Origin of the sequence: Piscinibacter gummiphilus, assembly GCF_002116905.1 — a bacterium.
Taxonomy (GTDB): domain Bacteria; phylum Pseudomonadota; class Gammaproteobacteria; order Burkholderiales; family Burkholderiaceae_C; genus Rhizobacter; species Rhizobacter gummiphilus.
Genome location: NZ_CP015118.1, coordinates 4,521,112 through 4,545,379, shown reverse-complemented (window position 1 = coordinate 4,545,379; position 24,268 = coordinate 4,521,112). Strand labels below are relative to the sequence as shown.

Sequence of the window (24,268 nt, the reverse complement as noted above, 5' to 3'; positions counted from 1 at the left end):
GGGTCGTCCCGGCGAAGGCCGGGACCCTGGGCACGGGCGCAGCGATCAACCGCGCCCGATGTACGGCATCTTCGTCGCCATGATCGTCATGAACTGCACGTTCGATTCGAGCGGCAGCGCGGCCATGTGCACGATGGCGTCGGCCACGTGCTGGACGTCCATGCGCGGCTCGACCACCGTCTGGCCGTTGGCCTGCAGGATGCCGCGGGTCATGCGTTCGGTCATCTCGGTGGCGGCGTTGCCGATGTCGATCTGGCCGCAGGCGATGTTCCAGGCGCGGCCGTCGAGCGAGGTGGCCTTCGTGAGGCCCGTGATCGCGTGTTTGGTCGACGTGTACGGTGCCGTGAACGGCCGCGGCGCATGCGCCGAGATCGAGCCGTTGTTGATGATGCGCCCGCCCTGCGGCGTCTGGCGCTTCATGATGCGGAAGGCTTCCTGCGTGCACAGGAAGGGGCCGGTGAGGTTCACGTCCACGACCTTCTTCCACGTCTCGAACGGCAGTTCGTCGAGGGGCACGGCGGGCGCTCCGGAGCCGGCGTTGTTGAAGAGCAGGTCGAGGCGGCCGAAGCGCGCGTCGATGGCTGCGAACAGCGCCTTGACCGAGTCGGGGTCGCCCACGTCGGTGGGCACCGCGAGCGCATGGACCCCCAGTTCACCCGCCTCGGCGACGACGGCCTGCAGCGGTTCGGCGCGGCGGCCGGCGAGGGCCACGGCGTAACCCGCGCGCAGCAGCGCAAGGCTGGTGGCGCGGCCGATGCCGGTGCCGGCGCCGGTGACGAGGGCGATCTTGCTCGGGGTGCTCATGGGGTCAGGACTCCGCAGGCGGGGTGATGGACGCTTCGAAACTGTCGACGAAGGTGAAGAACAGCGAGGTGCAGAACACGGTGGCGAGCACGACGCTCGTGACCAGCATGACGAGGCTCGCGATCTGCGGGGCGATCGCGAACAGCACCGACGTGAGCATCGAGAACCCCATCTGCACGAGGAAACCGGTGGCGGCGTACACGACGAAGGCCGCCTTGTTGCGCCACACGGCGACCGTGCTGAAGAACAGGGACTTGGCCGTGCCGTGGGCGCCCCAGTGCACGAGGGCCGACGCGTGCGCGAACAGCAGCATCAGGAACGCGATCAGGCCGAAGCGCAGCAGCACGCCGAACTGCAGCTGGGGCGAGACGAACAGCTCGGCCAGCTCCTTCTGCGCGGCGGGATTGTCCTGGCGGGACATCAGCCCCATCGCACGGACCAGGCTGCCACCGTCGGCCCAGTGGCCGAGGAGCACCACACCGACCGACAGCAGCAGGAACAGCACCCCGAGCTTGGCCAGCGCGAAGCTCTGGGCGCGGCTCACGCGGAACGGCGCGGCGAAGAGTGCGGGCGTGGGGATGCGGCCGTTCAGCGCGAGCTGGGTGCCGATCATGAAGACGAGCGCGAGCAGCGGCGGGCAGGCGAGGGCGACGAGCCCGATCCACGGCAGCTGGAACAGCAGCAGGCTGGCGAACGTGTAGGTGAACAACAGGGCCATGAACGCCAGCGGCCGCAGCGCGAACGCGCGGAACCCCTGGCGCACCCACATCGCCCCGCGGGAGGCGGGGACGTGCTGCAGCTTCATCTCGACGGGCATGGGAAGGGAACGATCAGGAAACGATCAGGTGGTCAGGCCGGGGTGCCAGGGATCGTCGATCCGCTGGCGGAGCACCCGTTCGAAGTGGGTGGGGTCGTGCGGCTTGAGCATGGACGCGTCGCGCGGCAGGTGGAAGTCCCAGAGGCGGGAGATCCAGAACCGCAGCGCGCCGGCCCGCAGCAGCGCGGGCATCAGACGCCGTTCGCTGCCCGAGAGTTCCCGTTCGCGGTGGTAGGCGGCAACGAATGCGGCGGCGCGCTCGGTTTCCATCCGTCCCGTGTCGAGGTCGATGCACCAGTCGTTCAGGCACACCGCGATGTCGAACAGGAAGGTGTCGATGCCGGCGAAGTAGAAGTCGAAGAAGCCGGTGAGCCGGTGGCCGTCGAACATGACGTTGTCACGGAACAGGTCGGCGTGCACCGGGCCGCGCGGCAGCGACGCGTAGGCGGGCGTGCCGGCCAGGTGCTGCTGGAACGCGAGTTCGGAGGAGATCAGCTCGGCCTGCTCGGGCGTCAGGTGCGGCAGCACGACGGGCACCGTCTCGGTCCACCAGTCCAGGCCGCGCAAGTTGGGCTGGTGGCGGGGGTAGTCGCCGCCGGCCAGGTGCATGCGGGCGAGCATCATGCCCACCTGTTCGCAGTGGATCACGTCGGGGGCGAGCTGGTGGCCGCCCACCAGGCGGTTGACCACGGACGCCGGCTTGCCGCACAGCGCGTGGAGGATCTCGCCGCTGGCGTCGGCCTGCGGTTCGGGCACCGGGATGCCCTTGACCGCGAGGTGTTTCATCAGGTGCAGGTAGAACGGCAGCTGCTCGGCGGTCAGGCGCTCGAACAGCGTGAGCACGTACCGGCCCTTCGCGGTGTCGGCGAAGTAGTTGGTGTTCTCGATGCCCGAGGCGATGCCCTTGAGCTCGGTCAGCGGACCGATGCCGAGGTGGTCGGCGAGCGAGGCGGCGGCGTCGAAGCCGACTTCGGTGAAGACGGCCATCAGAACGACAGCACGTGCCAGACGCGCTGGCCGACCGCTCCACCCGAACTGCCCCGCTTGGACATCACGATTTCGTACGGGCTCTTGAGGGGGCCCTTCGGGCGCACCGAGACCGCCTGGGCCTCGCCCCGCACCTTCAGCTCGTCGATGCGCGCGCCGTCGTCCTCGATGATGGTGTACTCCACCACCGGCTCGGGTTTCTGGGGCGGTTCGGCCGGGGCCGGCGCGGGCGCGTCGGCCGCGCGGGCGCCGCCGGCGGCCAGCACCGTCAGGGTGATCAGGAGGAGGGCGGGGCGCTTCATCCCTCCATTGTAGGCAGGCTCGCCCGGCATCCCCGACAATCGCCCGATGAACGCCGAAAACCAAGCCCCGACCCCCGCCGACGATCCCGGTTTGCTGCTGCTCGTGGACGGCTCCAGCTACCTGTACCGCGCGTACCACGCGCTGCCCGACCTCCGCGGCCCCGACGGCTTCCCCACCGGGGCGCTGCACGGCATGGTGGGCATGATGCGGCTGCTGCGCGAGCAGTACCCGGCGCGCCTGGGCGCCTGCATCTTCGATGCCAAGGGCGACACCTTCCGCAACACCTGGTACGACCAGTACAAGGCGAACCGCCCGCCCATGCCGGAAGACCTGGCCAAGCAGATCGAGCCCATCCACGAGGTGGTGCGGCTGCTCGGCTGGCCCGTGCTGTCGGTGCCGGGCATCGAGGCCGACGACGCCATCGGCACGCTGTCGTGCGTGGCGGCGAAGCAGAACCTGAACGTGCTGATCTCCACGGGCGACAAGGACATGGCCCAGCTCGTCAACGACCGGGTCAGCCTGATCAACACGATGAGCAACGAGTCGCTCGACATCGCCGGCGTGGCCGCGAAGTTCGGTGTGCCGCCCGAGCGCATCATCGACTACCTCACGCTGATCGGCGACGCGGTCGACAACGTGCCCGGCGTCGACAAGGTGGGCCCGAAGACCGCGGCCAAGTGGATCGCCGAACACGGCTCGCTCGAGGGCGTGATGGCCGCCGCGGCCACGATGAAGGGCGTGGCGGGCGAGAACCTGCGCCGCGCGCTCGACTGGCTGCCGCAGGGCCGCCGCCTGATCACCATCGTCAACGACTGCGACCTGAGCGGCCACGTGCCCGACTGGCCCGACTTCCAGTCCCTGGCCCTCGGCCCGGTGAACCAGGAAGGCCTGCTCGAGTTCTACAAGCGCTATGGCTTCAAGACCCTGCTCAAGAGCCTCGAGGCCTCGATGGCGCGCGGCAGCGTGGCCGTGAATGGCGGGGCAGGGCAGCCGGCCACCGGCGACCTGTTCGCCGACCCGCCGGTGCCCGAGGGTCCCGCGCTCGAGAAGCGCTACGAGACCGTGATCGACTTCGGCGTGCTCGACGGCTGGATCGAGCGCCTGCGCGCCGCCCCCATCTCGGCCGTGGACACCGAGACGGACTCGCTCGACCCGATGCGCGCGCGCATCGTGGGCGTGTCGTTCGCCACCGAACCGGGCGTGGCCGCCTACGTGCCGCTGCGCCACGACTACGCCGGCGCACCCGAACAGCTGCCGTTCGACGAGGTGATCGCGCGCCTGAAGCCGTGGCTGGAGGACGAGTCCAACGTCAAGGTGGGCCAGAACATCAAGTACGACGTGCAGGTGTTCGCGAACCACGGCATCACCGCGAAGGGCTTCCGGCACGACACCATGCTGCAGAGCTACGTGCTCGAGGCGCACAAGCCGCACAGCCTCGAGAGCCTCGCGTCGCGCCACCTCGGCCGCGCGGGCCTGAGCTACGAGGACGTGTGTGGCAAGGGCGCGAAGCAGATCCCGTTCTCGCAGGTGGACGTCGAACGCGCCACGCTGTACTCGGGCGAGGACAGCGAGATGACGCTGCAGGTGCACCAGACGCTGTGGCCGCGCCTGGAGGCCGAGCCGCAACTGCGCTACGTCTACGAGTCCATCGAGATGCCCGTGTCGGGCGTGCTGCAGCGCATCGAGCGCAACGGCGTGCTGATCGATCCCGCCGTGCTGGCCCAGCAGAGCCAGCAGCTCGGCGAACGCATGATGCAGCTGGAACAGGAGGCGCACGAACTCGCGGGCCAGCCGTTCAACATGGGCTCGCCGAAGCAGATCGGCGAGATCCTCTTCAACAAGCTGGGCCTGCCGGTCATCAAGAAGACCATGAGCGGCGCGCCCAGCACCGACGAGGAGGTGCTGGAGAAGCTCGCCGAGGACTACCCGCTGCCGGCCAAGCTGCTGGAGCACCGCAGCCTCGCCAAGCTCAAGGGCACGTACACCGACAAGCTGCCGCTGATGGTCAACCCCGACACCGGCCGCGTGCACACGAACTACGCGCAGGCCGTGGCGGTGACGGGGCGGCTCTCCAGCAACGACCCGAACCTGCAGAACATCCCGATCCGCACGGCCGAGGGCCGGCGCGTGCGCGAGGCGTTCATCGCCCCGGCGGGCCACTCGATCCTGAGCGCCGACTACTCGCAGATCGAACTGCGCATCATGGCGCACATCAGCGACGACACGAACCTGCTGCGTGCCTTCGCCGAGGGCATGGACGTCCACCGCGCCACCGCCGGCGAGATCTTCGGCGCAGCGCCCGCCGAGGTCACGAGCGAACAGCGCCGCTACGCGAAGGTCATCAACTTCGGCCTGATCTACGGCATGAGCGCCTTCGGCCTCGCGAGCAACCTCGGCATCGAGCGGGCCGCGGCCACCGCGTACATCGACCGCTACTTCGCGCGCTACCCCGGCGTGAAGCGCTACATGGACGAGACCCGTGCCGCCGCCAAGGAACGCGGCTACGTCGAGACCGTGTTCGGCCGCCGCCTGTGGCTGCCCGAGATCAACAGCCCGAACGGCCCGCGCCGCTCGGGAGCCGAACGCGCGGCCATCAACGCGCCGATGCAGGGCACGGCGGCCGACCTGATCAAGCTCGCGATGATCGCGGTGCAGGGCGAACTGGACCAGCAGGGCCGGGCCACCCGCATGGTGATGCAGGTGCACGACGAACTGGTGCTGGTGGTGCCCGACGCCGAACTCGACTGGGCGAAGGCGGAGGTGCCACGCCTGATGGCCGGCGTGGCGTCACTGAAGGTGCCGTTGCTGGCCGAGGTGGGAGTCGGCCCCAACTGGGACAAGGCGCACTGAGTCAGGCGGCCGCGGATTCGCGGACGTCCTGCCAGTCGGCCAGCACCTCGCGCGCATCCAGCGACCGGATGGGCACGTTCACGTCCGTGGGAATGCGCTGGTGCGCCTGCAGCGCCATGTACCGCAGCGCACTCACCCGCAGGAACGACGCGAAGTTGCCCACCGCTTCGCCGCGCGACGACGCCAGTTCGTCGTACAGGCGCTCCAGCAGCTGCGTGACGGTCATGCCGTCGCGCTCGCCGATCTCGCCCAGCACGTCCCAGTAGAGGTTCTCGAGGCGCAGGCTGGTGACCACGCCGTGCAGCCGCACGGAGCGGGTGCGCGACTCGTAGCTCTCGGGGCTCGCGCTGATGAAGATCTCGCACATGGAAGACTCCGGGTTCGGCCAAGACGACATCTTGGACCTTCCGGAGCCCGTGCCGCGATTGGGGGAATTCCCCTGTCGATCGATCAGTGCGTGATGGTGGTGCCGAGCACCGCGAGGAACTGGCCGATCCACGCGGGATGGGCCGGCCATGCCGGGGCGGTGACGAGCTTGCCGTCGGTCACGGCCTGGTCCACCGGGATGTCGGCGTAGGTCGCGCCGGCCAGTTCCACCTCGGCCGCGCAGGCCGGGTAGGCCGAGACCTTCTTGCCGCGGATGGTGCCCGCGGCGGCCAGCAGCTGGGCGCCATGGCACACGGCGGCGATGGGCTTGTCAGCGCGCGAGAAGTGCTGGACGATGGCCAGCACGGCCTTGTTCATGCGCAGGTACTCGGGCGCGCGGCCGCCCGGGATCACCAGCGCGTCGTAGTCCTCGGCCTTCACGTCGGCGAAGGTGGCGTTCAGCACGAAGCGGTGGCCCGGCTTCTCGGAGTAGGTCTGCGCGCCCTCGAAATCGTGGATCGCCGTGTGGACGAAATCGCCGGCCTTCTTGTCGGGACACACCGCGTGCACCGTGTGTCCCACGGCCAGCAGCGCCTGGAACGGCACCATGGTCTCGTAGTCCTCGGCGTAGTCACCGGCCAGCATCAGGATCTTCTTGCCCATCGAATCTCTCCTGTCTCGTGCCCCCGCACCATGCGGCGGCAGGGCCCCATTCTGGAAACGGCACGGACGGCATGGGTAACAGCCGGCTGTTGTTCATCCGGACGTCATGGGGGCCTCGGAGCATGGGGCCTCCCATCCACCCCTCACGCCGGAGCCCGCCATGTCCTTCCGCGAAGACGACAACGCCTCGCCCACCCGCCGCACCGTCCTGCAGGCCGCCACCGGCCTGCTGCTGCCGTCCTGGGCCGCGGCCCAGCAGGCGCCCGCCGTGATCGCGTCCGACGCGGAACGCCCGGTGGCCGCGCAGGGCCTGCAGCTCGGCGACCCGCTCGGCGGCTCGGTCATGGTGTGGTCGCGCGCCGACCGGCCCGCCCGCATGCTGGTCGACGTCGCGTTCGACGAGCGGTTCACGAACGCCCGCCGCATCACGGGCCCGCACGCCCTCGAGGGCGCCGACTTCATCGCCCGGCAGGACCTCGCCAACCTGCCAGAAGGCCGCGAGGTGTTCGTGCGCGTGACCTTCCAGGGCCTCGACAGCGCCCGCTCGCTCAGCGCGCCGGTCACCGGCCGCTTCACCGTGGCCCCGCTGCAGGGCGACGACACGAACGGCCGCCACCGCCCGCGCGCCCGCGACGTGCGTTTCGTGTGGGGCGGCGACACGGCCGGCCAGGGCTGGGGCATCAACCCCGGCTTCGGCGGCATGAAGATCTACGAGGCGATGCGCCAGCGCCGCCCCGACTTCTTCCTGCACAGCGGCGACACCATCTACGCCGACGGCCCCATCGCCGCGTCGGTCACGGCCGAGAACGGCCGGCTGTGGACCAACCTCGTGACCCCCGAGGTCTCGAAGGTGGCCGAGACCCTCGACGAGTACCGCGGCCGCTACCGCTACAACCTGCTCGACGAGAACATGCGCCGCTTCAACGCCGAGGTGCCGCAGATCTGGCAGTGGGACGACCACGAGGTGACGAACAACTGGTCGGACTCGAAGGACCTGTCGGCCGACGCCCGCTACACCGTCAAGAGCGTGCCGCTGCTCACCGCCCGCGGCACCCGCGCCTTCCTCGACTACGCGCCGATGCGCCCGTTCGACGCGCGCGAATCGCAGCGCGTGTACCGCAAGGTGTCCCACGGCCCGCTGCTCGACGTGTTCGTGCTCGACATGCGCTCGTACCGCGGCCCCAACTCCGCCAACCTGCAGCAGCAGCCGGGCGACGACACCGCGTTCCTGGGCCGCGAGCAGCTCGACTGGCTCAAGCGCGAGCTGGCCCGCTCGAACGCCACGTGGAAGGTGATCGCGGCCGACATGCCCGTGGGCCTGCACGTGCCCGACGGCAAGGACGCGGCGGGCAACGCGAAGTGGGAGGCCATCGCCAACGGCGACAACGGCCCGGCCCGCGGCCGCGAACTCGAGATCGCCGAGCTGCTGACCTTCATCCAGCGCCGCCGGGTGCGCAACACCGTGTGGCTGACGGCCGACGTGCACTACTGCGCGGCCCACTACTACGACCCGAACCGCGCCGCGTACAGCGACTTCGAGCCGTTCTGGGAGTTCGTCGCCGGCCCGCTGAACGCGGGCACCTTCGGTCCGAACGCGCTCGACGGCACCTTCGGGCCGCAGCTCGCCTTCGTGAAGGCGCCGGCGGCCGGCCAGGCCAACCTGTCGCCCTACGCCGGCATGCAGTTCTTCGGCGAGGTCAACATCGACGGGCGCAGCGGCGAACTGGTGGTGGACCTGCGCGACCTCGAGGGCACGTCGATCTACCGGAAGGCGCTGTCGCCGCGCGGGAGTTGACCGAAGTGGCCGCGCGGTCCGTGAACGATTGCGCGGCCCATCGGAAATCTGGGGTTTACCCTTTGATTTTCCTCAAGGATCCGGTCGCCCAGCCGATGTTGCGGGACGAGTCGTCCAGCCCGGGACGGCCCCCTCTCCCGCGATTGGAACCTGTTCCATGTTCAACCTCACCTCCCGCAGCATCGGGGCCAAACTTTCCGCGAGCGCCATCGGTGCCACCGCTCTCGTGCTCGTTGCTGCGATCGGTTTCGTCAGCCTGACCCTCTGGCGCCAGGGCGCCGATGCCGGTGAACGGCGCATCGAGGGCGCGGTCGAAACCGCGTCGATGCTGCTGACCACGTCGGACACCAACTTCCGCAAGTCGGCGCTGCGCGACTTCGGCATCTTCAAGGCCTCGTTCCCGCAAGCCTTCCAGCTCGTCGAGCGCGAGACCGCCGACGGCAAGGCCGCGTCGCAGCTGATGCACGGCGGCGAGGCCGTGAACGGCGACTACGACATCGTCGACCGCTTCACCGCGTCCACCGGGTCGGTCGCCACCGTGTTCGCGCGCGTGGGCGACGACTTCATGCGCATCACCACGTCGGTCAAGAAGGAAGACGGCAGCCGCGCGCTCGGCACCTTGCTCGGCAAGCAGTCGCCCGCGTACCAGGACATGATCGACGGCCGCACGCGCGTGGACCGCTTCGCGCTGTTCGGCAAGACCTACATGCACGTCTATGAACCCATCCGCCAGGGCGACCGCACGATCGGTGTGCTCTACATCGGCGTGCCGATGACGGACGACCTCGCGCAGCTGCGCAAGACCATGCAGGCCCGCCCGCTGTTCGAGACCGGCCGCCTCTACGCCGTGGAGCTGCGCCCGGGCACGAGCCTCGGCAACGTCTTCGGCGAGGACGAGGCGCGCACGCTCGCGAAGGGCAGCGAGGCCGACCAGGCCTTCCTGAAGACGCTGCAGGCCGACGAGTCGGGCGACACGGTCGTCGACGGTCCGTCCGGCGCCGTGCGGCGCGTGTTCGTGCGCAACAAGGCATGGAACTGGGCGCTCGTCGCCGAGGTGCCGGTGACCGAGATCACGGCCGACACGAAGCAGATCCTGAAGCTGCTGTGGCTCGCGGTGGCGGCGACGCTCGCCGCGACGGCCGGCGTGCTGGTGTTCGTGTCGAACCGCCTGATCGTGCGGCCCGTGGTCGACCTGCAGTCCCGCCTCACGCAGCTCGCCCAGGGCGACCTGACCCGGCCGCTCGCCGCGCGCAGCACGGACGAGATCGGCCAGCTGATGACGTCGATGGAAGGCTTCCGCGTGCAGCTGATGGACTCGCTCGGCAGCGTTCGCCGCAACGCCGACAGCGTGGCGGTGGCCAGCGCCGAGATCGCCCAGGGCAACAACGACCTGAGCCAGCGCACCGAACGCCAGGCCGCCGCGCTCGAGGAGACGGCCGCGTCGATGCAGCAGCTGGGCTCCACGGTGCGCCAGAACGCCGACCACGCCCGCGAGGCCAACACGCTGGCGCAGGGCGCGAGCGACGTGGCTGCGCGCGGTGGCGACGTCGTCGACCAGGTGGTGGGCACGATGAAGGGCATCGACGCGAGCGCCAAGCGCATCGCCGACATCATCGGCGTGATCGACGGCATCGCCTTCCAGACCAACATCCTCGCGCTGAACGCGGCCGTGGAAGCGGCGCGTGCCGGCGAACAGGGCCGCGGCTTCGCGGTCGTCGCGGGCGAGGTGCGTTCGCTCGCACAGCGCAGCGCCGAGGCCGCCAAGGAGATCAAGGCCCTCATCGGCGACAGCGTCACGCGCGTCGAGCAGGGCAGCGCGCTCGCCGGCCAGGCGGGGGCGACGATGTCGGAAGTGGTCGCCGCGATCAAGCGCGTGAGCGACATCGTGGCCGAGATCAGCGCGTCCACGAGCGAGCAGAACGCCGGCGTCGAGCAGGTGGGCATGGCCGTCACCGAGATGGACCGCACGACCCAGCAGAACGCCGCGCTGGTGGAGCAGAGCGCGGCCGCGGCCGAGAGCCTGCGCACGCAGGCGCAGCAGGTCGTGAAGGCGATGGAGGCCTTCAAGCTGTAAGAGAGCGGTATCCTCCTGCGGTCTTTCGCAGGAGCGATGCCGTGACCGAATCTCCCTCCGCCCGACCGCTTCAGGGCGGGTGCCAGTGCGGCGCCGTGCGCTACGCCGTCGCCGATGCCTTCGTCTATGCGCTGAACTGCCACTGCTCGCGCTGCCGGCGCGCGACGGGCTCGGCCTTCAAGCCGTTGGGTGGCATCGAACGCCACCGCGTGCGCCTCACGCAGGGCACGGACCGCGTGCTCGTCGTGGGCGACGACGCGTGCCACGACGTGCGCTGCGGCACGTGCGGCTCGTTGCTGTACTCCATCGTGCGCGAAGGCGCCTGGGCGCACGTCGCTTACGGCTCGTTGGACGAGGCGCCGTCGCTGCGGCCCACGGTGCACATCCACGTGGCGTCGAAGGCGCCTTGGTTCGACATCACGGACGGGCTGCCCCAGTACCCGGAATTCGAGACGCCCTGATCTAGGGGAAGCGCCAGGCGGCCTCGCCGATCACGCTGGCGAAGTGCGAGGGCGCCGATCTGCCGGCTTCGCGGGCCCAGCGCAACGCGAGTTCGTGCTCGAACTCGGCGGGAATGAAGCGGCAGGGCTTGCCCGCCCCGCGGCCGGCCCACAGTTCGGCGCGGGAGATGTCGCCGCCGCCGATCGCCACGAGTTCGTCGCTCACGGCGACGATGGCCGCGGAGGTGGGGTGCAGGTGGCCGTCCGCGTCGGTGCCGCCCCAGGTGTCGTCCTCGATGACGAAGACGTGGTCCACGGCCGGCGACCATCGGGCGTTTCCCTTCAGCGCCCGGGACGAGACGATGCCCAGGGTCTCGAAGCCGCGCTGCCGGGCCGGGACGTAGACGGCGCCGATGCCGATCGCCGTCGCGCCGACGTTGACGATCACGCGGTCCGGGTCATGGCTGGCGAGCACGGCCTCGGCGTCCGCCAGCATGCCGTCGGGCGTCTCGTATCCGGCGCCGGAGTAGCCGAGGAAGGTCAGGACGTGCTTGCCGCGGCCCGCCACCCACAGGCGGAGCTCGTCGAGCGTGACTCGTCGGGGTTCGATGGGCGGGCCGGGGCGCACGATCGCCTCAGACCTGCAGCCAGCCGCGGAAGCCCCGCGCCGCGTAGTACGACTGCACGCCGTTGTGGTACGTGAAGACCTGGCCGTAGCGCCGGTCGCAGAACAGCGCGCCGCCGAGCTTGCGCACTTCCGGAGGCGTCAGGAGCCAGCTGGAGGTCTTGAGGTCGAACTCGCCCAGCGTCTGCAGGTGGCGGTACTGCGCTTCCGTCAGCAGTGCGATGCCCATGGCGTCGGCCATCGCGATGGCGCTGTCGGCAGGCTTGTTCTCCTTGCGGGCCTCGAGGGCGTCGGCGTCGTAGCAGGTGCTGCGGCGGCCGGCGGGGCTTTCGGCGGCGCAGTCGGCGAAGACGACGCCGGCGCCGTCCGGAGCCTGGCCGATCACGTCGGGTTCGCCGCCCGTCGCTTCCATCTTCTGCAGGGACACGAGCGCCTCGGGGCGCTTCTCCAGCCTGGCCAGGACGTCGGACCAGGCGATGCCCGGGTGCCGCTTCGCGTGTTTCCTGAAGCGGGCTTCCAGCGCCGGGAGCAGGTCCTTCTCGTGCGGTGTCATGGGTGGCTTTCGAGGGGTGGAGCGCCGATTCTCTAGCAACCCTGCGAGTGGCGGATGAACGACCGCTCGAAGCGTCCGGTTGCCGGGTTCCAGAGCCACGTGATGCGGTACTGGTTGTTGTAGTGCGGCTGGTAGTCGATGGCGATGGCGGGTTGGCCGCCGAGCTGGTCCACCTGCACCCGCAAGGGGGCGCCATCGGGGTCGGCGGCCTGCATCAGCACCTGCGTGCGCTGGCGGAAGTGCACCCGCACGAGCACCGGGCCCAGGTGGTGGGCGCCCTCCGGTGCGCTGGAACCGAGGGCCGCGTCGTACCCCGCGAGCGGCTGGTAGTCGAGCGTGAACCGCAACCTCTCGCTGGCCAGGTCCAGTTGCCGGTCGACGAAACGGGCGGGCAGGGCCGGCGGGCCCGCCGTGGCGGCGAACCAGGTCTCGGAGGAGACCGTGAAGGCCGCGGTGCCGAACCGGGGCGGGGGCAGGGGGCGGGTGTCGCCGGCGTGCCGCCAGACGCCGATCGCGGCGGTCTCCGGGTTCTCCGCCTCGTCGGCGCCGGAGGAGAACGCGGTGGCCGGGTGGTCCGGGTCGATGCTCGCGGAGGCGACCAGCCCGCCGAACACGACCGCATGGTCCACCTGCCCGGAGGGCGCCACGCGCCGCACGATCACGTCCGCCAGCCCGTCGCCGTTCGCATCGCCGAGCCACAGCAGCTCCTGGAGCGCGTAGCCCGTCCCGTGGGCCGGGGGCAGCAGCACCGTGGCGTCCTTGCCCGCGGCGGACGTGTACAGGGCCAGGCCCCCATCGAGGGGCACGCCGTCGGGACGAAGGGGCCCCCGCGCCGACACGGTGACCGGCCCACCGCCGAGCCGCACCGTGGCCGACCAGCCCGGGCGCAGGCGTGCCGGGGCGTCCAGCAGCGAGGGGTGGCGTCCCGGCGGATAGGGAAGGACCCCGCGTGTCGTCGCGTCGTCGTCGGTGGCCTGCGCCGCGAAGAGGGCGCCGGGGGGCAGGTCGAGCGCCGGGCCTTCGGGCTGGAAGTCCGCCGCGGCGAGGCGGGGGAGATCGGCCTCGGTCTTCGCGCTGGCGGTGCGCCCGTCGGCGGGGCGGGTGCCGGTGACCGGCGCGACGACCAGGTGCGTGCCGTCGAGCACGATGGCGTGCCAGCCGCTGCCGTGCAGGTCGACGGCCGGGGTGCCCGGGGCGGCGAGCCAGAGCTGCCGGGCCGCAGCGGCGGGCAGGGACACGAGCGCGAAGGCGAGCGGCAGCAGTGCCGCGGCGAGTCCCGCGTGCCTGGATCGTCGAATCACCGTCACCTCCCGGGGTGTGTTGTCGTTCGCTGGAAGCCGCGCCAGTCTAAGGGTTCGCGGCAGCGTCCTCACGCCTTCGGAAGGGTGTCCTTCATCACGTGCGCCAGCGCGGACTGGCCGCTGGCCTCCAGCCCCCGGATCGCGCCTTCGCGGTCCGCCAGGTCGTAGTGCTGGTTCAGCTTGCGCTTGCCGTCGAGCCGCGTGACCCGCACCTCGATGCCGACGATGTGGCGCAGTTCCTCCGCCAGGTAGTCGGCCGGTGCGTCGCCCATCTTCCACGGCTCCGGCTGCTTCGCCTCGTGTTCGCGCGTCAGCCGCGCGACCACGCCGCGCACGAACTTCTCGTCGTCGTGCACGTGGAGCGTGCCGTGGGCGTGCACGACCTCGTAGTTCCACGTGGGCACGCGGCGGTGGGTTTCCTGCTTGCCGGGATACCAGTTGGGCGAGATGTAGCCCTGCGCGCCGCGGAACACCACCATCACCGGGGCGCCGTCCGCGACGTTGCGCCAGACGGGGTTCGCGCGGGCCACGTGGGCGAGCAGCACGCCGTGCTCGCCCTGGTCGGCGTCGAAGAGGAAGGGGACGTGGTTGGCGTCCAGGCCCGCGCCGGTGTGGGTCACGAGCATGCCCAGCGGGTGCTCGCGGATGATGCGGTGGAGGGCGTCCGCCTCGGGTTCGGCGAATTGCGGGGGGACGTACATGGGCGGGCTGTGCAGAGGATGGAACGACAGCCCCCACTTTGCCCAAAAAACCGCGGTTGGCATAGCGCGGGTTGAACCCCGCGCCATGCCGGGGCCGTCAGGCGGCGGCCAGCTTGAACACACCCACCGTCTGCAGCAAGCGGGCGGCCTGGTGCTTGAGGCTCTCGGCCGCGGCGGCACCTTCCTCGACCAGCGCGGCGTTCTGCTGCGTCGCCTGGTCCATCTGGTCGACGGCCTGGCCGATCTGACCGACGCCCGAGCGCTGCTCGGCGCTGGCCGAGCTGATCTCGGCGACGATGTCGCTCACGCGCTGGATGGCGCCCACGATCTCGCCCATGCGGGCTCCGGCCTGGTCCACGAGGGCCGTGCCCTGTTCGACTTGCTCGACGCTGCTGTTGATGAGCGTCTTGATCTCCTTGGCGGCCTGCGCGCTGCGCTGCGCGAGCGACCGCACCTCGGAGGCCACCACCGCGAAGCCGCGGCCCTGTTCGCCGGCACGCGCGGCTTCCACGGCGGCGTTCAGCGCGAGGATGTTGGTCTGGAAGGCGATGCCGTCGATCGTGCCGATGATGTCGCCGATCTTGCGCGAGCCGGCGTTGATGTCGCTCATCGTGCGCACCACCTGGCCGACGACCTCGCCGCCTTGCGTCGCGAGCGTGTTGGCCTCGCGGGCCAGCTGGTTGGCGTGGTTCGCGTTCTCCGCGTTGTTGCGCACGGTGATGCCGAGCTGCTCCATCGTCGCGGCGGTTTCCTGCAGCGCGCTCGCCTGCTGTTCGGTGCGGGCGCTCAGGTCGCTGTTGCCCGACGCGATCTCGGCCGAGGCCGTGGCCACGCCCTCGGCGTTGTCGCGCACGTCGCGCAGCACGGTCTGCAGGCGGCCCTGCATGTCCTTGAGGGCGCGCAGCAGCACACCGGTCTCGTCGCGGGCCGTGGAGTCGATCGACTGGCCGAGGTCGCCGGCGGCGACGCGCTGGGCGGCACTCACCGCCGAGGCGATGGGGCCGGTCACGCCGCGCGTGATCACCACGGCGAACACGCCGCCCACCACCACGGCCAGCAGGCCGAGGGCGAGGATCAGGTTGCGGCTGGAGGCGTTGGTGTCGTGGATGCGGCTCGCGCTGGCGTCGATGCTCTCGCGCTGGCGGTCCAGCAGCTTCTGCACGTCGGCGATGAAGGCGTTGGATGCCGGCGTGAACACGTCGTCGAACACCTTCGTGGCCTGGGCCACGTCGCCATCCTTCTTGAACTTCGAGATCTCGTCGCGCGAGCTCAGGTAGACCTTGCGGTGCTCCGAGATGCTCTTGAAGAGGGCCAGCTCCTCGTCGGTGCGCAGCAGCGCCTCGATGGACTTCTGGTACTCGCCAGAGGCCTTCGAGGAGGCCTTGGCCTCCTCGGCGAAGAACGTGGCCAGCGCCGGGTCGTTGCTCTTGACGATGGCGGTGGTGCGGCGCACGCCGGTCTGGATGTTGCGGTACCAGTCGCCGATCAGGCGTTCCTTGGTCAGCGGCTCGGCCATCATCTCCGCCGTGGCCTGCGAGGTGCCCTGGAGGCGCCACAGGCCGAGCAGCGTGATCATCGCGGTGAGCAGCAGCACCAGGCCGAAGGCCAGGGCGAGTCGTTTGCCGATCGAGAGGTTGTTCATGGGGACGGGCCGGGTGAGAGGGGCGTTCAAACCCCGGATATCGGCACGTTCCTCCGCGTCTGAACCCCTTTTGGAATCGATTCCAGAGTCCCGCGGAAGTGGACGGACGTCCACTCACGCGAGAGGGTCCCTCAGTTGAAGCTCACCGCCCCCGTGTTGGCGTTGGTCAGCGTCTTCTTCTTGTAGTCGATGACGAAGTGGTCGCTCGGCTTGCCCGAGCCGAGGCCCTTCAGGATCGAGAAGACCTGCTTGAACTGCGACTGGAAGGCGACCTGCACCGCGTTCTGGTCCGACAGCTTGTCGGCGATCTTCACCGGCGCGGCGGGGCTGGCCGGGAACGCCGACATCAGCAGCTTGTACTGCTTGACGCGGGCCTCGCCCATGCCGCGCAGCGCCAGTTCGCCCGCGTACACGGTGCGGTGGAAGTCGCCGTGGAAGTCGTAGGCGGTGACCTTGGCCATCGCGTCGAAGTCCACGCCCGCGGCGGTGGCGAGCTGGCGGGCCTTCGTGGTGGCGGTGGCCCAGTCGGCGGCCAGTTGGCCGGCCGCGGCGGGGGCGCCCGAAGCCGTGCCCGCGGCGAAACACGTGGCGGTCAGCGGCAGCACGCCGGTCTGGTCCTTCAGTTCGGACACCTTCACCGAGGTCTGCAGCTGCGTCATCGTCAGCATCTGCGCGAGGTTCAGGGTGGTGGCGGCTTCCTTCATCTCGCAGGGCCAGTATTCATCCATGAAGCGCAGGCGCGAGAGTTCGCCGAAGTAGTAACGGGTGAAGTCGGCATAGCTCGTCGTGTCGAGCACGCCGTGGTTCCAGCGCTTGGCGATGTCGGCGGCGGCGGTGCTGTTCTGCAGGTAGGCGTACTCCACCTCGTAGTGCGGGAACAGTTCCTTGAAGCGCGGCACGTCGTTCAGCGCGACGGTCTGCACGTCCACGGTGTCGGCGTCCTTGTACGTGACGATCTTGTAGGCCGCGCCGTACACGGCGAGCGACGGCGACTGAACGTTCACGAGCCAGTTGCCCGCGGCGTCGGCCACGTCGTTCGTGCCGTTGAAGTGCATGTGGCCGCCCACGTGCAGGCGCAGGCCGGTGTTGACCACGCCGGTGGTCGTGGCCACCTCGGGGACCCGGGCCGTCTGGAAGGCGCCGGACTTGAACACGGCCTTCATCGCGTCCGTCTGGTTCGCGTAGAAGTCCATCGTCGGGTAGTGCGAGAAGGCGATCAGCTGCTTGCCCTGCGCCTTGGCGCGCGCGTTGACGCTGGCGATCCATTCGACGAGGTGCTTCTTGTGCGTGAGCACCTTGTTCCAGCCCGCGTTGCCCGCGCTGTCGAAGCCCTTGAAGCTCTTCGGGTTCGTGGCGTCGAACTTCGCGTTCGGCAGGTACACGTTCGCGTCGATCGACAGCAGCCACAGCCCCTTGACCGGCTCGACGAGGTAGCTCGCGTCCGTCACGCTGCTGCACCTCGTGTAGGCCGCGCCCGCGGGCTTGTACGCACCACCTTCGCCTTCGAGGCACAGCTCGAACTGGCGGTTGGTGAACTCGGCGCTCTTCTGCGCTTCCGTGTACGAGTACGTGCCGTTCGGGTACTTGCTGAACGGGGTTTCCCAGTGCACGTCGTTCGCGTTCGGTGCGAAGCCGAAGGCGCCCAGGCGGTTCAGCAGGCCTTCGTAGCCCAACTCCTTCAGCTGGTCGGTGCAGGCGACGGTCGGGTCGGCGGCCTTGCACGCGGCGTTGCCGGTGGCGTAGACCTTCTGCTCCTTGCCGTCCTTCGTCAGGAAGTCGTTCTTGCCTGCTTCGTCGTCGTCGTGCGGTTCGTTGGGGTCGTGGTTGCCCGGGGCGAGGAAGAAGCGCATGCCCTTGGCCTGGTACTCGCGAAGGATCTCGGCGATGCCGTCGATGTTGACCGGCTGGGCGTCGTCCGAGTAGTCGCCCGGCAGCGCCACGAACTTGATGCCCTTCGCGTTCGCGTCGTCGAGGGCGGCGCGGAAGGCGAAGTAGTTCTCGTTGAAGAGCCGCGTCGACGTGAGCTGCGCGTACATCGTCCGGATGGTCGCGTTCTTGCCGTCGGCGCGCGGGATGCCGGTGAAGGCCGTGGTCTTGAAGTCGCCGTAGACGTTCTCGAAGTGCACGTCGGTCATGAAGGCGACCGACGGGGAGAATGCGGCGGGAGGCGGCGTGGGGGTGGTGCTGGAGTCGCTGTTGCAGGCCGCGAGGGCCAGCAGGGCACACGCGGCGGCGAGGCGGCTGGAGACGTGGGTCATGGAACGGGTTCCAATGCTGAAAACCCGCGATGCTCGCGACCCACGGTGACTCGCGTGTGACGAACCGGCGCGGCATGCCGCGCCAGATCGATCAAGTGCGAACGGCTTGTGTTCCCGACGCGAGGGTGACCGCCTGCGCCCACCGCCGCGCCATGGCCGGCGAGTTCGCACACGTGGCGTGGCGCGTGACGCTGCACACCGAACGTTCGAGCAGCTGGATGTCGGCCTCGTGCTGGCGGGCGACGTGCGGGTCCTCGAAGAACAGCACCTTGTCGCAGCGCTGGTCGAGCACGAGTTCGGCGATCTGCGCGTCGCCACCCAGCGGGCCGCTCAGGTAGCGGTGCACCCACGGCGTGCCCTGCGGCCAGCCGCGCGACCACGCGAGTTCGTTGAGGCGCTGGCCGGTGGTGCCGGTGGCCACGCGGGTGGGGGCGCGGCTCAGGAGGTCGAAGTTCTCGGCGGCGAACTCGACCATGCGGTCCTTCAGCGCGTCGTGGGCGATCAGCGCGAGGTTGCGCTTCGAGACGTCGAGCAACTGGCGGGTCGTGTCGTCGACGTGGCCCGCGTGCACGGCCTCCACCGCCATCCACTCGATGGCGCCGGCCACGGTGGAGATGAACGGCTTCTGGTGCGTGACGCACTGGCGCTTGAGGGCCTGGGCCTCGGGGTACAGGGTGGACGGGTCGACGGGGTCGATCAGGTAGACGATGCCGTCGATCTCCTGGTTCTCGTAGGCGCCGCCGGCGATGTGCGAGACGAGGCGCATCAGGCCGCCTTCGCCGCCCGAGGGGTAGGCGACCAGACCCTCGTAGCCGCCGAGGTCGGCCGAGCGGGAGAGCGTGGCGTACGCGCCGCCCACCGCATGAAGCCGCAGGCCCATCGCGCGGATGGCCGCGCCGCTGTGGCGTGACCAGGAAAGCAGGCCGCCGTCGGGCGAGGCGCGGTGGAGTTTGCTGGCGGCGAGGCCGAAGCGGCGGGCGGGGGAGGTGGGCATCGGGGTCGGGAAGGAGGCAATGGGACGGGCCGATTCTTGCCGTACTGGACCGATCCCGCAATGCTGCCCGCCCCCAAGCGCATGTCATCCCGGCGAATGCCGGGACCCTGGGCCCCCGCCGAAGGTCCCGGCCTTCGCCGGGATGACAACATGTTTTATCGCGATCAGCGCGCCGGGCACCCCTTGCCGCGCAGGTCGTCCGACGTGGCCTTCGCCCCCGTCCCCGGCTCCGTCAGGCTGCACCGCGACGCGAAGTAGAACGACAGCCGGTCGTGCACCGGTTGCCCGTCGAGGGTGTACGGGCGGTTGCCGGCGTACGGGTCGCCCGCGGCGGTGGCGGCGGCCTTGTCGTAGAGGCCCTGGCTGATGTTGTGGCGGTCGATCGAGCCGTCGAAGGTGGACGCGGTGAGGCGCCGGTAGGCGTCGCGGGCCACGGCCGCGTCGCGCGGGCCCTTCAGGTAGCGGTCGAACCAGGCGAGCGTGTAGTACTGGATCACGGCCTCGCCGTAGCGGCTGGTGCCGCCGCCGAACAGCGAGTAGTCGAGGTGGGTGGCCGCGCGCGGCATCACGAGCATGGTGTCCACGCCGGCGGCCTTCAGTTCCTGGAAGCCGAGGTCCTTCGGGTGCGGTCCGTCGCCGCGGCCGCGGCCGCCCTGGGCGTTCGACGGGGCCGGTTCCGGCGCGGCGTCGTAGGGGACCGGCTTGAAGTAGTAGTCGGCGCCGATGCCGATCGCGGGCGTGCGGATGGGCGTGCCGGGCTTGGGGTCGGTGCCGAGCTTGTCGACCCAGCCGGTGTTCAGCGCCGTGAGGTTGTCCCACGCGACGATGGCCGACAGGCGGGCGTCGGTCTGGCCCAGCAGGCTCGCGGTGCTGCCGCCCTGCGAATGGCCGGCGATGCCCACCGCCTTGCGGTCGAGGTCCTGCCAGCGGGGGAAGTGGCCGCCGCTGGCCAGCGGCGCCTGCGGGGTGGCGAACAGCCAGTCGACCACGTCCTGCGTGTCGAGCGCGTGCACGTTCATCGGTGCCGTGGTCTCGAGCGAGACGGTCATGTAGCCGGCCTCGGCCAGCGCCTGGGCGGCGGACCAGTGCAGGCGGCGCGAGCTGTAGCCGCCGTGCACGATCACGACCGTGGGGTAGGGGCCGTCGACCCGCTTCAGGCCGGCCGGCAGGTTCGGGCAGTCGCCCGTGGCGCAGGGTCGGTAGATCTCGACGGTGATGGGCTGGCCCGAGCGGTTCGGCGTGGTGACCTGCTCGAAGCGGAACCGGACGCCGGCGTTGCGGGTGGGCACGCGGTAGGCGTCCAGCACGGGCATCTTGCCGGGCGGGAAGAAGGCCGCGGGCTGCTGGGCGAGGTCGGCCAGGCGCTGGCGGGCGCACTGGAAGTTCGCGGCGTCGCGGGCCTTCCAGGCGTCGGAACCCGGCGCGGGGGATTCGTGGTCGATGGGACGCTCGCAGGCGTCGCCCGGCGCACGGGCGGGGGCCACGGGTGCGGCGGCGATCGTCGGGGCCGTGGGCGCCGGGGTGCCGCAGGCGACGAGGACGGCGGTGGACGCCAGCAGGGTGATCCGGCGGAGGGGGAGGGGAACGGCAGGGCTCATGGGAACTCCAGAAGACAGCATCGGACAAACGAACGTGCGTTCAGTCGAATGATGATATACGGATGACGACATTGCGTATACGTTGAATGTCGGGCAGAAATACCGCTTCGGCATCCGTGCGGTCGTTCACGAACCGCCAGCCCGCCGCGGCCGTGCGAGGTCCCCGGTGGTTGGAACAGCACCCCCTTTCCCCCTCTGATCGGCCTCAAGTTTTCGGGCCCGCTTGGAACAATGACGGAAGGAATTCCTCCCCTCCGCCATGTCCGACCAAGACAACAAGCAATTACCCGCCTCAGCGAGAAAGCTGCAGAAGGCCCGCGAAGACGGTCAGATCGCCCGTTCGCGCGACTTCGGCCACCTCGCGGCCATCGCGGTGGGTGGCGGGGTGCTGGTGGCGGGCGCACCCACGGCGTCGGCCTGGCTGCGTGACCTGCTGGCCAGCGGCCTGACGTTCAACGCCAGTTCCGTGCAGAACACCGGCTTCATGGGCGAGCGCCTGCTCGACCTGGCCATGAAGATGCTGATGATCGTGGTCCCCATGGGCGCCCTGATGGCCCTCGTGGGCATCGGCGCCAGCATCGCCATCGGCGGCTGGGTCTGGACCTTCAAGCCGATGACCCCGGACCTGATGAAGCTGAACCCGATCTCGGGCATCGGCCGCCTGTTCTCGAAGCAGCAGCTGATCGACGCGCTCAAGGCCTCGCTGCTGGCGCTGATCCTCGGAACGATCGGCGCGTTCTACCTGAAGGGCCACGTGGAATCGTTCGGCGGCGCGCTCGCGATGCCGCTGCCGGCCGCGCTGTCGCACGCCGGCTCGGTGATCCTCGGCGGCCTGGTGCTGCTGCTGGTGGCGCTGGTGGTGTTCGCGGTCGTGGACGTGCCGCTGCAGAAGTACCTGCACGCCAACAAGCTCAAGATGAGCCACGAGGAAGTCAAGCAGGAGCACAAGGACATCGAGGGCAACATGGAGATGAAGGCGAAGATCCGCCAGCGCATGCGCGAGGTGGCCAACCGCCGGATGATCGCCGCGGTCCCCTCGGCCGACCTGGTCGTGATGAACCCGACCCACTACGCCGTGGCCCTCAAGTACGACGAGGCCGCGATGGGCGCCCCCCGCGTGATCGCCAAGGGCGCCGACCTGATGGCCATGAAGATCCGCGACGTGGCCAAGGAAGCCCAGGTGCCGGTGCTGCAGGCCCCGGTGCTGGCCCGTGCGCTGTATGCCCACGCCGAGGTCGACCGTGAGATCCCCGCCGCGCTGTTCTCCGCCGTGGCGCAGGTGCTGGCCTACGTGTACCAGCTGCGCGCCGCGCTCGCCGGCCGCATGGCCATGCCGGGCGCGCTGCCCGAACTGAACGTCCCGGTCGAGCTCGACCCCCACCACAAACCAGGGCGCTGATCGATGAACGCACTGATCGCCAAACTGCAGGCCCTGCTGGGCCCCCACGCCACGGCCATCAAGGCCCTGATGGCGCCCATCTTCATCATCCTGCTGCTGTCGATGATGGTGCTGCCGCTGCCGGCATTCGCCCTCGACTTCATGTTCACGATGAACATCGCCATCGCGCTGATGGTGATGATGGTGGCGGCCTACATGGTCAAGCCGCTCGACTTCTCGGCCTTCCCGATGGTCATCCTGCTGACCACCCTGATGCGCCTCGCCCTGAACATCGCCTCCACCCGCGTGGTGCTGCTCGAAGGCCACACCGGCACCGGCGCGGCCGGCAAGGTGATCGAATCGTTCGGCCACTTCCTGATCGGCGGCAACTTCGCGGTCGGCCTGATCGTCTTCGCCATCCTCGTGGTCATCAACTTCGTCGTGGTGACCAAGGGCGCCGAGCGCATCGCCGAAGTCGGCGCGCGCTTCACCCTGGATGCCATGCCCGGCAAGCAGATGGCCATCGACGCCGACCTGAACGCCGGCCTGATCGACGAACGCGAGGCCAAGCGCCGCCGCGCCGAAGTGGGCGACGAGGCGGAATTCTTCGGCTCCATGGACGGTGCCAGCAAGTTCGTGCGCGGCGACGCCATGGCCGGCCTGCTGATCCTCGCGATCAACATCGTGGGCGGCTTCATCATCGGCGTCGTCCAGCACGACCTGTCGGCCGCCCAGGCCGCCAACAGCTACATCCTGCTGGCCATCGGCGACGCCCTCGTCGCCCAGGTGCCCGCGCTGCTGATCTCGGTGGCGGCCGCCCTGGTGGTGTCCCGTGTCGGCAAGGAACAGGACGTCGGCACGCAGATCTCCGGCCAGGTGTTCAGCTCGCCGCGCGCCATCGGCATCACCGCCGGCGTGATCGGCCTCCTGGGGATCATCCCGGGCATGCCACACATCGTCTTCCTGATCATCTCGGGCGGGCTGGGCTACGGCGCCTGGTGGATGCACAAGCGCAACCTCCGCAAGGCCGCCGAACCGCCGCCGCGCGCCGTGCAGCCGTCCCAGGAACCGAACGCCGAAGCCAGCTGGGACGACCTGCTGCCGGTGGACACCCTGGGCCTGGAAGTGGGCTACCGCCTGATCGCGCTGGTCGACAAGGCCCGCCAGGGCGACTTGCTGCAGCGCATCAAGGGCGTTCGCCGCAAGTTCGCCCAGGACGTCGGCTTCCTGCCGCCGCCCGTGCACATCCGCGACAACCTGGAACTCAAGCCCAGCATGTACCGCCTGACGCTGCGCGGCGCCGTGGTGGGCGAGGGCGAGGCCTTCCCGGGCATGCTGCTGGCCATCAACCCCGGTGGTGCCACGACCAACCTGATCGGCACCAAGACCACCGACCCGGCCTTCGGCCTGCCGGCCGTCTGGATCGAGGAGCGCCAGCGCGAGTCCGCCCAAATGAACGGATTTACCGTCGTTGATTGCTCGACCGTGGTGGCCACCCATCTTTCACACTTGATGCAAGTGAACGCGGCCCGACTCCTCGGACGCGTCGAAGTCCAGCAACTGGTGGAACACGTGACGAAGTTGGCACCCAAGATGATCGAAGACGTTGTCCCGAAGATGGTCGCCATTCCGGCCCTGCAGAAAGTGCTGCAGCTGCTGCTGGAAGAGGGCGTGCACATCCGCGACATGCGCTCCATCGTCGAATCGCTGGCCGAACACGCTTCCGTGGTCAGCGACCCGGCCGAACTGGCCCGCCGCATCCGCATCAGCCTGGCCCCCTCCATCGTCCAGCAGATCTACGGCCCCGTGCAGGAGCTCGACGTGATCGCGCTGGAACCCGAACTCGAACGCATCGTGACCCAGGCCCTGAACTCGCCGCACGGCGCCGCGCTGGATCCGGGCGTGGCCGACACGCTGGCCCGCAGCGCGGCCCAGTCCGCCAAGCGCCAGGAAGACCTCGGGCACCCCGCCTGCCTGCTGGTGCCGGACCTGATCCGCGCCCCGATGGCCCGCCTGCTCAAGCGCGCCGCGCCCCGCCTGAAGGTGCTCGGCCACAGCGAGATCCCCGAGACGCATTCGATCCGCATCGGGTCGATCATCGGGGGAACGCCATGACCCG

20 protein-coding genes are annotated in these 24,268 nt (G+C 69.8%); 6 read left to right on the top strand and 14 right to left on the bottom strand.

Annotated elements, in window-relative coordinates; all coding sequences use genetic code 11:
* Positions 1-45: 45 nt before the first annotated feature.
* From A4W93_RS20615 to A4W93_RS20600, 4 genes are read right to left on the bottom strand one after another with little or no spacing between them, the layout of a single operon-like run.
* A complete protein-coding gene (locus A4W93_RS20615) occupies positions 46-804 on the bottom strand; it encodes an SDR family oxidoreductase (RefSeq protein ID WP_085752393.1) in 759 nt (252 codons plus the stop codon).
* A 4-nt stretch (positions 805-808) separates the two neighbouring features.
* The gene (locus tag A4W93_RS20610) at positions 809-1,621 is read right to left on the bottom strand and encodes a BPSS1780 family membrane protein (RefSeq protein WP_085752392.1); all 813 of its coding nucleotides are present in this window, start codon (positions 1,619-1,621) and stop codon (positions 809-811) included.
* 24 nt (positions 1,622-1,645) lie between these two features.
* The gene (locus A4W93_RS20605; protein ID WP_085752391.1) at positions 1,646-2,608 is read right to left on the bottom strand and encodes a homoserine kinase; all 963 of its coding nucleotides are present in this window, start codon (positions 2,606-2,608) and stop codon (positions 1,646-1,648) included.
* Positions 2,608-2,910, bottom strand: a complete 303-nt coding sequence (locus A4W93_RS20600) for a hypothetical protein (protein WP_099959947.1) — start codon at positions 2,908-2,910, stop codon at positions 2,608-2,610. Before A4W93_RS20600 ends, A4W93_RS20605 begins: the two co-directional genes overlap by 1 nt.
* A gap of 46 nt (positions 2,911-2,956) precedes the next feature.
* On the opposite strand from A4W93_RS20600, the gene polA reads away from it, so the two are divergent.
* Positions 2,957-5,761 carry a DNA polymerase I gene (polA, locus tag A4W93_RS20595; RefSeq protein WP_085752390.1) on the top strand — a complete coding sequence of 935 codons (2,805 nt, stop codon included), beginning with the start codon at positions 2,957-2,959 and terminating at the stop codon, positions 5,759-5,761.
* Position 5,762: 1 nt separating this feature from the next.
* On the opposite strand, the gene A4W93_RS20590 is transcribed toward polA, so the two are convergent.
* Complete coding sequence (locus tag A4W93_RS20590; protein ID WP_085752389.1) at positions 5,763-6,128, bottom strand: ribbon-helix-helix domain-containing protein; 366 nt, start codon at positions 6,126-6,128, stop codon at positions 5,763-5,765.
* An 83-nt stretch (positions 6,129-6,211) separates the two neighbouring features.
* Positions 6,212-6,790 (bottom strand): DJ-1/PfpI family protein, encoded by a 579-nt coding sequence (locus A4W93_RS20585; protein ID WP_085752388.1) that lies wholly within the window; start codon positions 6,788-6,790, stop codon positions 6,212-6,214.
* A 160-nt stretch (positions 6,791-6,950) separates the two neighbouring features.
* On the opposite strand from A4W93_RS20585, the gene A4W93_RS20580 reads away from it, so the two are divergent.
* From A4W93_RS20580 to A4W93_RS20570, 3 genes are all read left to right on the top strand, one after another.
* Complete coding sequence (locus A4W93_RS20580; RefSeq protein WP_085752387.1) at positions 6,951-8,585, top strand: alkaline phosphatase D family protein; 1,635 nt, start codon at positions 6,951-6,953, stop codon at positions 8,583-8,585.
* 157 nt (positions 8,586-8,742) lie between these two features.
* Entirely contained in the window at positions 8,743-10,659 is a 1,917-nt protein-coding gene (locus A4W93_RS30735; RefSeq protein WP_085752386.1) for a Cache 3/Cache 2 fusion domain-containing protein, read from the top strand.
* A gap of 41 nt (positions 10,660-10,700) precedes the next feature.
* On the top strand, positions 10,701-11,120 hold the full coding sequence (locus A4W93_RS20570; protein ID WP_085752385.1) for a GFA family protein: 420 nt from the start codon (positions 10,701-10,703) through the stop codon (positions 11,118-11,120).
* Position 11,121: 1 nt separating this feature from the next.
* On the opposite strand, the gene A4W93_RS20565 is transcribed toward A4W93_RS20570, so the two are convergent.
* The 8 genes from A4W93_RS20565 to A4W93_RS20530 all read right to left on the bottom strand — a co-directional run bounded on the left by A4W93_RS20565 (position 11,122) and on the right by A4W93_RS20530 (position 20,771).
* A complete protein-coding gene (locus A4W93_RS20565) occupies positions 11,122-11,727 on the bottom strand; it encodes a hypothetical protein (protein ID WP_085752384.1) in 606 nt (201 codons plus the stop codon).
* Between the two features lie 7 nt (positions 11,728-11,734).
* Positions 11,735-12,277: a DUF4256 domain-containing protein gene (locus tag A4W93_RS20560; protein ID WP_085752383.1), complete on the bottom strand. Its 543-nt coding sequence runs from the start codon at positions 12,275-12,277 to the stop codon at positions 11,735-11,737.
* Between the two features lie 32 nt (positions 12,278-12,309).
* Positions 12,310-13,578 carry a hypothetical protein gene (locus A4W93_RS20555; protein WP_157131716.1) on the bottom strand — a complete coding sequence of 423 codons (1,269 nt, stop codon included), beginning with the start codon at positions 13,576-13,578 and terminating at the stop codon, positions 12,310-12,312.
* Positions 13,579-13,646: 68 nt separating this feature from the next.
* Positions 13,647-14,279 carry an FMN-binding negative transcriptional regulator gene (locus A4W93_RS20550; RefSeq protein WP_085752381.1) on the bottom strand — a complete coding sequence of 211 codons (633 nt, stop codon included), beginning with the start codon at positions 14,277-14,279 and terminating at the stop codon, positions 13,647-13,649.
* A gap of 97 nt (positions 14,280-14,376) precedes the next feature.
* Entirely contained in the window at positions 14,377-15,921 is a 1,545-nt protein-coding gene (locus A4W93_RS30730) for a methyl-accepting chemotaxis protein (RefSeq protein WP_085752380.1), read from the bottom strand.
* A gap of 131 nt (positions 15,922-16,052) precedes the next feature.
* Positions 16,053-18,179 carry a metallophosphoesterase family protein gene (locus A4W93_RS20540; RefSeq protein WP_085752379.1) on the bottom strand — a complete coding sequence of 709 codons (2,127 nt, stop codon included), beginning with the start codon at positions 18,177-18,179 and terminating at the stop codon, positions 16,053-16,055.
* Between the two features lie 91 nt (positions 18,180-18,270).
* Complete coding sequence (locus tag A4W93_RS20535) at positions 18,271-19,173, bottom strand: methylglyoxal synthase (protein ID WP_085752378.1); 903 nt, start codon at positions 19,171-19,173, stop codon at positions 18,271-18,273.
* A gap of 164 nt (positions 19,174-19,337) precedes the next feature.
* Entirely contained in the window at positions 19,338-20,771 is a 1,434-nt protein-coding gene (locus tag A4W93_RS20530) for an alpha/beta hydrolase family protein (protein WP_085752377.1), read from the bottom strand.
* A 259-nt stretch (positions 20,772-21,030) separates the two neighbouring features.
* Between A4W93_RS20530 and A4W93_RS20525 the strand changes: the two genes are divergently transcribed.
* Together A4W93_RS20525 and flhA are read left to right on the top strand one after the other, a co-directional pair.
* Positions 21,031-22,170 (top strand): EscU/YscU/HrcU family type III secretion system export apparatus switch protein, encoded by a 1,140-nt coding sequence (locus tag A4W93_RS20525; RefSeq protein WP_085752376.1) that lies wholly within the window; start codon positions 21,031-21,033, stop codon positions 22,168-22,170.
* A gap of 3 nt (positions 22,171-22,173) precedes the next feature.
* A complete protein-coding gene (flhA, locus tag A4W93_RS20520) occupies positions 22,174-24,264 on the top strand; it encodes a flagellar biosynthesis protein FlhA (protein WP_085752375.1) in 2,091 nt (696 codons plus the stop codon).
* Positions 24,265-24,268 lie beyond the last annotated feature (4 nt).